Here is a 13665-nt window from a genome sequence, read left to right as displayed (position 1 = left end):
TTGCTGGCAGTACCAACAGCGATATCGCCACTCTGCTCGCCACAATTAACAGCCCGACTGAGCGACCAGCTGAAGATACCGGGCAATTTGCCGGTGATCTGTGGCAGGACAACGCCGTCTATCTGGTATGGCTGTTGTTACCCCTGGTATTGTACCTGGCCAAACGAGCCCCGGTACTGGTGATCTTACCGCTTTGCTACTTACCAAACGCAGAAGCCGCAGTCTCGGAAATCTGGCGTGACTTATGGCAAACTCCGGCCCAACAAGCGATTACCGATTACCGGCAGCAGGATTATCAGCAGGCGCAGAAGAAGTTCACCGATCCGCTGTGGCAGGGTAATGCGGCATATCGACTGCAGGATTACGCCAGTGCCGAGCAAGCATTTAAGCAGGCCGTGCAGCAACAACCCAGCGCCGATGGTTATGCTAACCTCGGTAACAGCCTGGCGTTGCAACAAAAATATGACGAGGCTCTGGCCAGTTACCAGCAGGCATTGCAACTTGATCCTGAGCATCAGCAAGCTAAACAAAATGCTGAACTGCTAAAGCAGATGAAACAACAACAGGATCAACAGCAACAACAGAATGGCGAACAACAGGACGGTGAACAGCAGGATAGTGAATCATCTGCTGAAAGCGGTGATAATTCAGCGGAGTCTGAAGGTAATAGCCAAGATCAGGGGCAAGGTAATCCAGAACAATCTGACACGCAGCAGCAAGATCCAGCGCAACAAGGTTCTGAGAAAAATGACGCCAGCGAGCAATCGAGCCAAACTGAAAACGCTGAACAACAAGCTGAGCCGTCGCAACCGGCAGCAGATGCAGCAGCGCAGGAACTGGAGCAGCCCAATCCGACTGAGCCTGAGCAACAAAAAGCTATCCGGGAAAAGTGGCCTAATGCCAGTCTGGAAGAACAGCAACAATTGGATAATTTATTACGTAAGGTTCAGGACGATCCGGGGCTGTTATTGCGCAACCGGATGAATCTGGAGTATCAGAAACGCCGTCAATTCGCTATCCCCAAAGGAGTAGAGCAAGAATGGTAATACGTAGTCTGTTATGGTCCTTGGTGGTACCCGTTGTGCTGCTCAGCATGCTATTAGGCACCATGCTGAGTTTGCCTGCGTTTGCAATAAGTGAGTTAACGGCTCGTGTTGATAAAAACCCCGTTATGCTCGGTGAAAGCATCGTGCTCGAGGTAACCGCAGACAGCAGAGTGCCGGCCAACAGTATCAATTTCAGGGCGCTGGACAACAACTTTACGGTGATGGTGCCCTCGGTAAACCAAAGTACCCGGGTGATCAATGGCGACGCAAGTCACAGCACGACCTGGACCGTGACCATGCTGCCTAAAACCAGCGGCATCTTTACCATCCCCGCTTTTACTATTGATAACGTCAGCAGCAAACCGCTGTCTGTTGAGGTTGTGCCGGTGCAGCAAGGTTCTGGCCAGCTGCGAGACGTTTTTTTGCAAAGTGAGCTAAGCAGTAACAAGCTGATGGTACAGCAAATGGTGTACTACGATGTCACTATCTTTTTCAGTGGCGATATTCAGCGAGGCAGTCTGACCGAACCGCAACTGGATGACGCCCTCATACAGCAGGTTGGCCAGGATAAAGAAGGAACGGAACTAATTGATGGCGAACGGTATCGCTCTATTACCCGGCGCTATGCCATTACACCCCAACGTAGCGGCGATTTCATCATTAGCCCCCCTACTTTCACCGGTGACGTGATAGACCGGGAAAGTGCCCGGCAAAGCTATTTTGCCCGCAGCCGCACTATAGTGCGTGAAGCTGAAGCGTTGCCGATCACAGTGCAGGCTCAACCAGCCAGTTACAGTGGTGACTGGCTGGTTGCCGGGTTGGTAACGCTGAATGAAGAATGGCAGCCGGAGCAATCGCAATTACGCCAAGGAGAGCCGGTTACCCGGATCATTACCCTTTCAGCAGTAGATGTCGCAGCCAACCAGTTGCCGGAGCTTAACATCAATCTGCCAGAGGGGTTTCGGGTTTACCAGGAGCAACCTCAGGTTAAAGGCGCAGAGCGTGCTGGCCGCTTAGTCGCCCAAAAAGTGATTACCAGCGCTATTATTGCCAACAAGCCTGGTGAATATAAATTGCCAGAGGTGAAAATAAACTGGTGGAATAGCCAGACCAACCAACTGGAGCAGACAGTGTTACCAGGCCGGACCGTTCAGGTTCAGGCTGATCCAACCCAGCCCGAGAGTACAACAGTGCCACCCCGCGAACCAACCTTGGCCTCACCAGCTACGGCAACTTCGCCACAAACACAGGCCAACTGGCGCTGGAACTATACCAGCTGGCTGTTGCTCACTGGCTGGCTGTTAACCGTGCTCTTGGTTGCCTGGCACAAAATGATTTGGCAAAAACGTCGCGATCAGCAGGCTCAGTCAGCGACCACCTCAGGTAACAAAGTGTCACACTTCGACAGTAAAGCCTTACGGGCCGCCTGTAAATCGCACCATAAAAATGCTGCGAGCGAACAGCTACTGCTGTGGGCCCGTCATCATAAAATCTTAAACCGAGGGTCTTTAAGTGCACTGTGTGAGCGCATCAGGCCTGGGACGTTGCAAGCACAAATAGCCGAACTAAATGCCGCACTTTATGGCGATAGCGCCGCAAACTGGCATGGCGATCTATTGTGGCAGGCATGGTCAGACTATCAGCACAATGAAGCGCCACCAACAAGCACAACGGAATTGCCCCCGCTCTACCCGGAGCAAAAATGAGCGGTGTGCCCGCTAAAACACCAGTGAAACAGCGCCGGCTTTAGCCGGCGTTGTCCTGTTTATTATAAAGCACTGGTAAGCCCGGGTTCATCTTGTTAGCATAAAAACAAATAATAAGGAGTCTATGCTTTGGAAACTGCAACTATTATTGCTTTAGGTATCTATTTTGCTGCCATGATAGGAATTGGCTTATACGCCTATCGTAATACTGATGAAGACGTATCAGGTTATATGTTAGGTGGCCGCAAATTGGGGCCAGGTGTTACCGCACTGTCTGCTGGCGCCTCAGATATGAGTGGCTGGATGTTAATGGGGTTACCTGGTGCAATGTACCTTACCGGCCTGAGCAGCGCCTGGATAGCCGTCGGCTTGCTCATTGGCGCGTACCTTAACTATATTGTGGTTGCGCCAAGACTGAGGGTATATACCGAAGTGGCCAATGATGCCATTACTATTCCTGATTACTTTGAAAAGCGCTTTGAAGATAAAACCCGGCTGCTAAGGGTCGTTTCATCGGTCGTTATCGTAATCTTCTTTACCCTTTATACCTCGTCCGGGGTGGTAGGCGGCGGTAAACTGTTTGAAAGCTCCTTTAACCTCAGCTACGAGCTTGGTTTATACGTTACAGCCGGCGTCGTCGTTGTTTACACTCTTATTGGTGGCTTTATGGCGGTAAGTATGACCGACTTTGTCCAGGGCTGTATTATGTTTGTATCACTGGTGCTGGTTCCGGTGGTAGCACTGGATCACCTGGGTGGCTTTAGTGAAGTTAAACTGGTTGCTGAAAGTATCAACCCGCAATTAATTAACTGGGTAGGCGCGTCATCATTTATTGCCATTATTTCCGCATTATCATGGGGACTGGGATATTTTGGTCAGCCTCATATTATTGTTCGCTTTATGGCCATACGCTCCGTTAAAGATATTAAAACGGCTCGTCGTATTGGTATGAGCTGGATGCTGGTTACCATTGTCGGGGCGCTAATGACAGGCTTTGTCGGTATTGCTTATGTCGCACAAACTAAGATGACCCTGGACGACCCTGAAACTATTTTTATTGTGTTCTCGCAGTTTTTGTTTCATCCCTTTATCGCCGGTTTTTTACTGGCTGCTATTTTAGCTGCCATTATGAGCACTATTTCTTCACAGCTTTTAGTGACATCCAGCTCACTGACCGAAGATTTTTATAAAACCTTTGTTAAACGTGATGCTACGCAGCGTGAGCTGGTGTTAGTCGGTCGCATCTCAGTACTGGCCGTGGCATTAGTTGCGATTGCACTGGCGTACGATCGGGACAGTTCAGTATTGCAACTGGTAAGTAATGCCTGGGCAGGTTTTGGTGCCGCGTTCGGGCCACTGATCATTCTTAGCCTGTATTGGAAAAGAATGACCTTTGCCGGTGCGTTAAGTGGCATTGTGGTTGGCGCTGTGACCGTTTTGATCTGGATTTATGCACCGTTCACCATTAACGGCGCCAGCTTAAGTAGCACCTTGTACGAAATAGTACCCGGTTTTATTCTGAGCACACTGGCGATTATTATTGTCAGTAAGTTTAGCCAGGGCCCTGCGCCGAGCGTACTGACCATGTTTAAAAAGATGCAACAGCAATTGGCCGATCAGAGATAGCAGACCAGTTCCCTGCAACGCAATAAAGTGCTACCGCGTTGTGGGGAAAATTTGCTAAATTACTTTAAGAAATTATTTGAGATACCTGCCATATGTATTTTTACGCTGCGCGCCAACCTATTCTCGACCGTAATAAAGTGCTTTATGCCTACGAGTTACTCTTTCGTGATGGCCTTAGCAATGTCTTTCCGGAAATTGATGGTGATGAAGCTACCTCAAGAATGATTGAAGGCAGCCAGTTTAGTTTTGGCTTAGATGATTTTCTTGGCGACAAACCTGGCTTTATTAATTTCACCCTGGAGACGCTAGTCAAAAAGTATCCCAGTATGCTGCCCAAAGAACAAGTAGTAGTAGAAATACTGGAGACGGTACAACCCGGCAAACGGTTATTGGCAGAATGCCAGCAATTAAAAGAGCAAGGGTACACGCTAGCCCTGGATGACTATATTCATCAGCCAGTCTGGCGTCACTTTTATCCTTTTATCGATATTATCAAGATAGATTTTCGCAGCACCGATATCGACACCATTAAAAAAGTGCAACAATCGATTGTCGATTTTCCGCATATAAAATTATTAGCAGAAAAAGTTGAAACCAATGAAGAGTTTCAACAGGCGCTGGATATGGGTTTCTATTACTTTCAGGGGTTCTTTTTCTCGCAACCAGAGATGATGCAAACCAAAGCATTGTCTCCGGCACAAATGACTCTGGCAGAATTGTTATACGAAACGTCCAAAGCGGAAATGGACCTGACAAAAATTACCGAAGTTTTTCAACGTGACGTCAGCTTGTCTTACAAATTATTACGATACAGCAACTCTTCCATTTTTAAACGCCGGGCTGAAATCGAAACGATTAAACAAGCATTGGTTGTGTTGGGCCAGACCGAATTAAAAAAATTCTTGTCGTTACTGTTTACCGCACAAATCAGCAGCGATAAACCTGCCGAACTAATGAGAATGTCAATGACCCGGGCCCGTTTTGCCGAGGGTTTAGCCAGCATTGATGGTAAGGTCGACACCGGCAAAGCGTTTTTAACCGGCCTGATGTCACTAATGGATGCTATCTTAGATGAGCCTATTGCCAGTGTGATGGAGAAACTACCGCTGGCGAAAGAAATTAAAGACGCGCTGGTAGAAAATAGCGGAAAGTTGGCAGAGTACTTAAGCCTGATAAAATATTATGAAACAGCTCAGTGGCAACAGGCAAATCAGGCAATTAACCAGCTGGGTATAGCAACCGATAAAGTACCAGACGCCTATCATACTGCAGTACAATGGGCGAACGAACAAATGAAAGCCTTAGGAGACTAACCCTAAGGCTCCATCGCCAGGTGAACCACTGTTAATTATTCAAAGCTAACATATTGAGCCATTTTTTCGGCCAGTTTATCACCAATACCTTTTACTTCAGTTAACTGTTTCTGGCTGGTTATCGGCCCTTTTTCCTGAATGTAAGTCAGGATTGCCTGAGCCTTAGATTTGCCAATGCCTGGCACCGCTTCCAGTTGCTCAATGCTGGCTTTATTCAGGTTTAACTTCTGTTGCTGCGCTGCTGTCGCAGTTTGTTTATCCAGCGTAGTACCCGGCTTAGCTGCCAGCGTCTGGTTTGCCGTTAGGGTCAACCCGGTTAACAACAAGGCTATGATTACATTTTTCATAAAGTATTCCTTTCCATTTTTTGGCTACATCCCTGCAAAACAATTGGTAAACGGTTAAGCCACTACGACTGTTCAGATTGGTTAAATAAACAGTGGCCTGGTATAAACCCCAGGAGTGCAACATTTTTATACCAATCAAACTATAAATTAGTATTTTATTTCACTTTTGCAAATATTATTTAACTTTTTATTTTAAAGTATTTCAAAAATAGTACTGTCTCTATTCAGCGACAATTAATGCTGTTGGGCATAGGCTAACGCTAACGTCAAATTTAAAGTTTATTGTTGCGCTCAATATAGTTAGGTAACATACAACTGAAACCAAATGTGGAGAATCGTATGCTTCGTTCCCTGCTGTTGCTGATAATGCTGTCTGTGGTGACACTGGCGCCTGACGCCATGGCACTTGGTAAACAACAATCTCAGGTTACCAAAGAGCAAGCGGCTAACCTCGCTCAGCAACGTTTTCCCGGCAAAGTATTAAAAGTACAAACTGAAAGCCGCCACTATCGGGTGCGCTTAATTCAGGCAGATGGCAGAGTAATTACCGTACTGGTCGATAATCGTACCGGCCGGGTTGAAAGGGATGATAAATAATGCGGGTATTAGTAGTTGAAGATGAAATATTATTAGCTGAACAAATAAAGCATCAGTTAGTACAGCAGCAATTCAGCGTCGATATTGCACAGGACGGCGATGATGGCTGGTTTAAACTGGCTGAATACCCCTATGATTTGGCCGTTATCGACCTCGGTTTGCCTAAGATGGACGGTTTGAGTCTTATTCGCAAAGCGCGGCAAAAAGAGATTAAAACCCCTATCATCATTCTTACCGCCCGTGGTAGCTGGCAAGAAAAAGTAGAAGGTCTGGACGCGGGTGCTGATGATTATTTAACCAAGCCATTTCATGGTGAAGAACTACTGGCACGATGTAATGCGTTAATTCGCCGGGCAGCCGGACAACCAGACCCAACCCTCAGTGCCGGCCCGGTATCACTTAATAGTCGAACGCAACAGGTGTGGCTGCATGAAGTCGAAGTTAGCCTGACAGCCTACGAGTATAAGGTCCTTGAATATTTCATGCTAAACCCGAGTAAGGTTATTTCTAAAACAGAATTAACCGAGCATATCTATGATCAGGATTTCGATTTAGACAGCAATGTTATTGAAGTTTTTGTGCTCAGACTCCGGAAGAAGCTTGATCCTGACGGCGAGCTTAAACCGATAGAAACACTGCGCGGCCGTGGCTATCGTTTTAACCTGACTATTAGTTAAACAATATGACTCTGTCACTCAAGCTACGCCAGGGCTTGGTCAGCATTGTCTTGTTATTACTGCTGTTACCGAGCTCTTTTATTGCCATAGATCAGGCGTTTTTCACCCAGCTTCTTACCAGTGCCGAGCAGAAGCTTGAAGTGCATATGTACGCCATGTTGTCTGATCTTAAAATTATTGATGGCAAAATTGAGCTGAGCAATAACACCTTGTCACCAGATTTTTTCCGACCCGACTCTGGTTTAAGTGCTTATGTAACCAGTGTTGGCAACAACAATACCGATGCGATTGTCTGGCAATCGGACTCGTCATTAAGCCAGAGTTTCAGCCCACCGGATACCAATCTGGTACCGGGTGAGCATTCGTTTTATTCGTATAGCAGCGCCAATGAGCAGTATTGGCTATTAAGTATTGCCCTGTTGTTTGATTCTGGCGAGCAAACCCGGCCATTAGCGATTCATATTGTGCAAACCAACTCAATGTTAATTGCCCCATACCTCAGCTTTCGTAATACATTACTTACCTGGTTTATCTGGATTGCAGCGGCACTGGTGCTGTTAAGTGTGCTGGCGTATTACTGGACCACTAAGCCACTGACTAAACTTGATCAGGAAATTCGCAAACTAGAAGGCGGCGAGCAGGATCACCTGAACGGCCAGTACCCGGTAGAGCTGACCAATATTAAAGAAGACTTAAACTTGCTGCTCGCGAATCAAAACCGGCAAAAGCAGCGCTATCGTAATCATCTTAGCGATTTGGCGCATGCATTAAAAACCCCGGTAGCCGTGCTTAAAACCTCCCCCCTAAGTGAGCAACCGGAATTGAAAGAGCAACTCGACCGGATCAGTGCCATGATCGAGCATCAACTAAAGCGTGCCAGCAGCTCTGGTCAGGACATATGGAAAAAGCAATTTGATATCCTGCCTCATGTCGATAAGTTGTGTAATGCGTTGCAAAAAATTTATCGGGATAAATCGCTAAATATTGAAGTTGACTGTGCAGACAATGCAACATTCCGGGGTGATGAAACAGACTTAATGGAAATTCTGGGTAATTTACTGGACAACGCCTGCAAAGCCTGTAAACGCCAGGTAAAACTGACAGTTATACAAAATCCACTCAATTTAATAATCGAGGATGACGGTCCGGGCATTGCCAAAGATGCCAGAAAAAAACTTTTTACACGAGGTACCCGGCTCGATACCTATAAAGATGGACACGGGGTTGGTCTTTCTATTGTTGCCGAACTCGTCTCTTCGTACTCCGGCGGTATGCAAATTACTGACAGCCCGCTAGGTGGCGCCCGTTTTGAACTTATTTTCCCTGAATAACCATTATGGCAGGGGTTTAAGCTTAATAAACACTGATCGCCCCACTACTTCCTACCGTAAGCTTTACGAATTATTCTGAGGATCAACTGTTATGGAACTTAACCCGGCCACCATTAAAATTAAAAACCTGCGTTTACGAACTTTCATCGGTATTAAAGACGATGAAATTAATAATAAACAGGATGTAATCATTAATGCCAGAATCCAGTATAGCGCCAATAATGCCGCTAACAGCGACGATATGAGTAACGCACTGAATTATCGCACTATTACCAAGCAAATCATTGAGTTGGTTGAGATGAATCGCTTTAGTTTGCTTGAGAAATTAACGGCTGATGTGTTAGCGCTTGCTAGTGCTCATCCGGCAGTGCGCTTTGCGGAAGTAGAGATAGACAAGCCTCATGCGCTACGATTTGCAGACTCTGTGTCGCTTACCCTGTCGGTAAACAAATAATAAAACAGACCACAGTCCGCTATACTTAGCGGCAATCGGTAAACAGACAGGAGCATTTCATGCGTATTTTAGTTACTGGTGGAACAGGTTTAATTGGTTCTGCGTTGCTTAAATACTGGCGTGATCAACATCAGATAACGGTGTTAACCCGCCAGCCTGTTGCCGGTTTGCAACAAAATGCTGCAGTTAGCTATATAAATAACCTCAAGGACGTCGACTTTAATCAACTGGATGCGATCGTTAACCTGGCTGGTGAACCTATCGCTGACAAAAGATGGACTGATAAACAGAAGCAGCGAATTTGCAACAGCCGCTGGCAACTAACTGAACAACTTACTGAGTGTATACAAGCCGCTACAACACCACCGGCATGTTTAATTAATGGCTCTGCTGTTGGTTATTATGGCCGTCAGGGTAGCGAATTTATTTGCGAAGAGCACAGTGCTTTTTATCCTGAATTTAGCCACGATATCTGCGCCCGCTGGGAAAATATTGCCCGTCAGGCGGCAAGTGAAAAAACCAGAGTATGTCTGCTGCGCACCGGTATCGTGTTATCTGATCAAGGTGGTGCATTGAAGAAAATGCTGCCGGCGTTTCGGCTTGGCCTGGGTGGCCCACTTGGTAGTGGCCAGCAATACATGTCATGGATCCATATTGATGACATGGTAAAATTGATCGACTTTTTGCTGCAGTCTCCTACCCTGCAAGGTCCGTTCAATGCGGTTGCCCCTAAAGCGGTGACTAACAAACAATTTAGTCAGGCCTTGGCAGAGCGGTTAAATCGTCCGGCAAAGCTCGTTATGCCGGCTTTTATGCTGCGGCTGATGTTTGGTGAAATGGCCGATATTCTATTATTCGGACAACGCGTCGTACCACAACAGGCACTGGATGCAGGATTTAAGTTCGAATATCCAAAGCTGCCAGCAGCGCTGGCAGATTTAGATATTTAAGCGGTTTAGCACGGGTTAGCTTTGAATAACCCGTCTGATTAGTACCGCACCAGGGATCTGCAACAGCCGGCGTAATTGCCACCAACCCAGCAAACTAACAGCGACAATGCCAATAACCGGTCCCATCCACCATAACGCAAAATGGAATTGAAATGGCATTTCAAATACCCGTTGCTGTAAGGTCATCAACAACAATTCTGCCAGTACTGTCGCGAACAATCCCGCCAACGCCCCCAAAAAGGCAAACTCCAGCAACAATGCATTGCGTAAAAACACATATTTGGCCCCCAGAGTCCGCAAAATTGCTAGCTCTTGCTCACGTTGCTCCAGCGTGGCCTGCACCTGAGCGACCAGCACCAGTGCAGCAGCAAGCGCAATAATGATCAGAATAAAGCTTAAAGCAATGGTCACCTGAGCAATAATATCGTTAACCTGATTAATAATGGCATCGACACTGATCACGGTTACCGTTGGCATTTGTCGGGCGAGCTGGTTTATCAGTTTGCCGCTGCCTTGCTCAAGATAAAAAGCGGTAATGTAGGTTGCCGGAAAAGTCGCCAACACATCAGGGCTTAATATCATATAAAAGTTAGGCTGTAAGCTGTTCCAATCAACCTGACGAATACTGGTCACCGTGGTCGAAATTTGCTGGCCGCCAAGTGAGAAGTCTAGTGTGTCACCCAACTTTAATTGTAAGCGCTCGGCTATTTCCTGTTCTACCGAAACTTCGGCAGCGGTAGTGTCGGTAAACCACTGTCCCTCAATAATTTTATTATTATCGGGTATTTCAGCAAGCCAAGTAAGGTTTAACTCACGCCCGACGCCAACCCGTTGTTCACTGCGATCTTCTTTCGAGGCTTCCTGCTGCAGTGTTTCATTATTAATGGTAATTAACCGGCCTCGCACCACCGGATAGAAAGGTTCTGGCTGTAGGTTATTGTTTTGCGTAAAAGCAGTGACTTGTGCTCTTTGCTCGGCGCTGACATTAACCAGAAAATGGTTAGGCGCGCCTTCAGGAATTTGCTGCTGCCACTGACCAATTAATTCAGCTCTTAGAAAATACAGCAATAAGGTCAGGAAAATTGCCAGGCTAAAGGTGATCAGCTGAAAACTATTGGGCCATAACCTGCGCCGCAAATTAGCTAAAGCCAGGCGGCCAGCACTGCTTTGGCCTGCTGCCACCGGCCGGGCCAGCTTTACCATTACCGCAGCAAACCCCAATAACATAGCAGCAAATAAACCGCAAAGCAGAAACAGGCCAACACTAATTAACAGCTCACCACTAAACAACCACATTAAACCCCAGATAGCCCCTGCCCCAAACAGCAGTTGCCATTTATCCAGTTTCATTGCCACGGCGGGTTGTTTTAATACTTCGATAGCTGGTGTTTTCGCCAGCTGCCATAAGGGTCTGGCAGCAAATAACAGCGCGCAGATAATACAGGTCAGGGTACCCAAAAGCAGCGGTCTGACACTAAACTCTGTTCGATAATCACTAATGTAATGACTAATCCCAAACTCGGCAGCAAAAATCGCCAGCTGACCACCCAGTAAACCCAGCACCAGACTAAACAACACCACCAAGCACAAATGGCTGCCGTAAAGCAGCCTGGCTTTGGCGGTGGTTGCCCCCAGTGCTTTAATAATGGCAACAGCTTGAGTGTGCCGCTGACTATAGCGACTAGCGGCCACTGCAGCAGCACACGCCGCTAATACAATACCCAACAGGCCTGCAAGCAATAAAAAGCGCTCTGCCCGCTCCAGAGCGCTGCCAATTGCAGATTCGCGGTCTAGGTTTCGCCAGCGCTGATGCACACTCAGCAGCGGCTGCAGTTGCTCTGTCAGCTCATCTAGAGCGGCAGTATTACCAGAAAATAAATACCGGTAGCTAATTCGGCTGCCGGGCTGCACTATATTAGTCGTTGGCACGTCAGCCAGGTGCATTATCACCCTGGGCGAGCCGCCAAACACACTTAACGGGGCATCAGGTTCGTTGATGATAACCCCGCCTACCACCAACCGTGCTTCTCCAAGCTCAACGCTATCACCGGGCTGTACTTGCAACAAATCCAGTAAGCGGGCTTCAAACCATACTTCGCCGGGGGTTAATTGCCCGGCTGGGCCAGAGGTAATGCTCGCAGAGCGATGCAATACTAAATCTCCGCGCAGAGGATAACTGTCACTAACTGCTTTGATGGTGGCCAGTTGCATTTGCTCGCCGGCAAATAACATAGAGTCAAATTGCATCTGGCGGGCAGTTGCCACATCAAGGCCGGCGGCCACAGCAAACACGTTGTCATCAAATGGCTGGCTTGACCCTAACACTCTGTCCGCTGCAGTAAACTGGGCACTGCGCTGTTGCAACGCACTTTTAACGCTTTGGGTAATACCACTTAAACTGACTACAGAGCCCACCGCCAGAAACAGGGCAAAGGCGATCACCCATAATTCCCCCCGCTTTAACTCACGCCAGAACAAGCGACCTGCAATACTAGCCCACATTCGCGGTATCCTCTGCTGAAGGTTCTGAGGCAACAAAGCGACCCGAGCGCATCTGGAACTGGCGCTGACAACGCTTAGCCAACTCAGCATTATGGGTAACCAGCACTAATGTCGTTCTCTGGCTGTCGTTCAGTTCAAATAATAAATCTTCAATCATTTTACCGGTTACCGCGTCCAGATTAGCGGACGGCTCATCAGCAAACAGAATGGCTGGCTTGGTGATAAACGCCCTGGCAATAGCCACCCGCTGCTGTTCACCACCGGACAATTGTGATGGAAAAAAATCTGCTCTGGCGCTTAGCCCCACCTGATCTAACAATGCCAGCCCCCTTTCGCGGGCCTTTTTATCGCCTGAGAGCTCAGCGGGTAAAGTCACATTTTCTAAAGCAGTTAAACTTGGTAACAATAAAAACGACTGAAATACAAAACCCACATCTCTGGCTCTTACCCCAGCCCGCTCGTCTTCAGACATGTTATGTAAGGAGTGACCGGCCATTTCGATTGCACCGGCGCTTGGGATATCCAGCCCGGCCAGTAAACTAAGTAAGGTCGACTTGCCTGATCCGGAAGCGCCAACTATTGCCACGGTTTCCCCCCGATTGATTGTCAGGCTAATATCATGCAGGATAGTCAGTGATCCCTCCGGGACCTTGACACGTTTAGCAAGGTTTGTTGCTTTGATATGTAATTCAGGTGTGTTATTCATGCGTATCGTCTTATTGTTGTTAATCAGTTTAGCCAGCCACTTTTCTTATGCTGACAAATTACTCATTCTGGGTGATAGCTTAAGCGCCGCGTATGGTATGCAGCAACATCAGGGCTGGCCGGCGCTGCTACAGAAAAATACCGATTGGCAGCTTATCAATGCCAGTATCAGTGGCGAAACCACTTCTGGTGGCCTGGCCAGGCTGCCAGCGCTGTTAGCGGAGCATCAACCTGATGCGGTGCTGATAGAACTGGGCGGTAACGATGGCCTGCGAGGCTTTTCGGTAGAGCTAATCCAGGCAAACCTGAATAAAATCATTACACTGGTCAAGCAGCATAAAGCGCAGCCAGTGTTAATGCAAATACGGATCCCACCTAATTATGGACCACGCTACGTTAGACAATTTACGG

13 protein-coding genes are annotated in these 13665 nt (G+C 47.5%); 10 read left to right on the top strand and 3 right to left on the bottom strand.

Going from position 1 to position 13665, the window contains the following annotated elements; genetic code table 11:
• The 4 genes from ABY802_RS13445 to ABY802_RS13430 form a co-directional block, all read left to right on the top strand.
• On the top strand, positions 1 to 1046 hold a 1046-nt coding region (locus tag ABY802_RS13445; protein WP_372627648.1), incomplete at its 5' end, for a tetratricopeptide repeat protein.
• Positions 1040 to 2752: a BatD family protein gene (locus ABY802_RS13440; RefSeq protein WP_372627647.1), complete on the top strand. Its 1713-nt coding sequence runs from the start codon at positions 1040 to 1042 to the stop codon at positions 2750 to 2752. The genes ABY802_RS13445 and ABY802_RS13440, both read left to right, overlap by 7 nt.
• A gap of 129 nt (positions 2753 to 2881) precedes the next feature.
• Complete coding sequence (putP, locus tag ABY802_RS13435; RefSeq protein WP_372627646.1) at positions 2882 to 4378, top strand: sodium/proline symporter PutP; 1497 nt, start codon at positions 2882 to 2884, stop codon at positions 4376 to 4378.
• A gap of 92 nt (positions 4379 to 4470) precedes the next feature.
• On the top strand, positions 4471 to 5691 hold the full coding sequence (locus ABY802_RS13430; RefSeq protein WP_372627645.1) for an EAL and HDOD domain-containing protein: 1221 nt from the start codon (positions 4471 to 4473) through the stop codon (positions 5689 to 5691).
• A 35-nt stretch (positions 5692 to 5726) separates the two neighbouring features.
• Here the strand turns inward: ABY802_RS13430 and ABY802_RS13425 are convergent, their stop codons facing one another.
• A complete protein-coding gene (locus tag ABY802_RS13425; protein ID WP_372627644.1) occupies positions 5727 to 6038 on the bottom strand; it encodes a ComEA family DNA-binding protein in 312 nt (103 codons plus the stop codon).
• 339 nt (positions 6039 to 6377) lie between these two features.
• On the opposite strand from ABY802_RS13425, the gene ABY802_RS13420 reads away from it, so the two are divergent.
• From ABY802_RS13420 to ABY802_RS13400, 5 genes are all read left to right on the top strand, one after another.
• The gene (locus ABY802_RS13420) at positions 6378 to 6635 is read left to right on the top strand and encodes a PepSY domain-containing protein (protein WP_372627643.1); all 258 of its coding nucleotides are present in this window, start codon (positions 6378 to 6380) and stop codon (positions 6633 to 6635) included.
• Positions 6635 to 7312, top strand: a complete 678-nt coding sequence (locus ABY802_RS13415) for a response regulator transcription factor (RefSeq protein ID WP_372627642.1) — start codon at positions 6635 to 6637, stop codon at positions 7310 to 7312. The genes ABY802_RS13420 and ABY802_RS13415 overlap by 1 nt, the downstream gene beginning before the upstream one ends.
• Before the next feature lie 5 nt (positions 7313 to 7317).
• Positions 7318 to 8643 (top strand): ATP-binding protein, encoded by a 1326-nt coding sequence (locus ABY802_RS13410; RefSeq protein WP_372627641.1) that lies wholly within the window; start codon positions 7318 to 7320, stop codon positions 8641 to 8643.
• Positions 8644 to 8734: 91 nt separating this feature from the next.
• Positions 8735 to 9097, top strand: a complete 363-nt coding sequence (folX, locus tag ABY802_RS13405) for a dihydroneopterin triphosphate 2'-epimerase (RefSeq protein ID WP_372627640.1) — start codon at positions 8735 to 8737, stop codon at positions 9095 to 9097.
• Positions 9098 to 9156: 59 nt separating this feature from the next.
• Positions 9157 to 10047: a TIGR01777 family oxidoreductase gene (locus tag ABY802_RS13400; RefSeq protein ID WP_372627639.1), complete on the top strand. Its 891-nt coding sequence runs from the start codon at positions 9157 to 9159 to the stop codon at positions 10045 to 10047.
• 15 nt (positions 10048 to 10062) lie between these two features.
• Here the strand turns inward: ABY802_RS13400 and ABY802_RS13395 are convergent, their stop codons facing one another.
• Together ABY802_RS13395 and ABY802_RS13390 are read right to left on the bottom strand one after the other, a co-directional pair.
• Positions 10063 to 12549, bottom strand: coding sequence for an ABC transporter permease (locus ABY802_RS13395; protein ID WP_372627638.1), 2487 nt, complete (start codon positions 12547 to 12549; stop codon positions 10063 to 10065).
• Positions 12539 to 13255 carry an ABC transporter ATP-binding protein gene (locus ABY802_RS13390; RefSeq protein ID WP_372627637.1) on the bottom strand — a complete coding sequence of 239 codons (717 nt, stop codon included), beginning with the start codon at positions 13253 to 13255 and terminating at the stop codon, positions 12539 to 12541. Before ABY802_RS13390 ends, ABY802_RS13395 begins: the two co-directional genes overlap by 11 nt.
• On the opposite strand from ABY802_RS13390, the gene ABY802_RS13385 reads away from it, so the two are divergent.
• Positions 13254 to 13665 (top strand): arylesterase (locus ABY802_RS13385; RefSeq protein WP_372627636.1); only part of this gene is annotated, 412 nt, incomplete at its 3' end. The genes ABY802_RS13390 and ABY802_RS13385 overlap by 2 nt on opposite strands.

It is taken from the genome of Arsukibacterium sp., assembly GCF_041616895.1.
Lineage (GTDB): Bacteria > Pseudomonadota > Gammaproteobacteria > Enterobacterales > Alteromonadaceae > Alishewanella.
The sequence above is the reverse complement of the archived record's forward strand: the minus strand, read 5'-3'. Positions and strand labels throughout refer to the sequence as shown.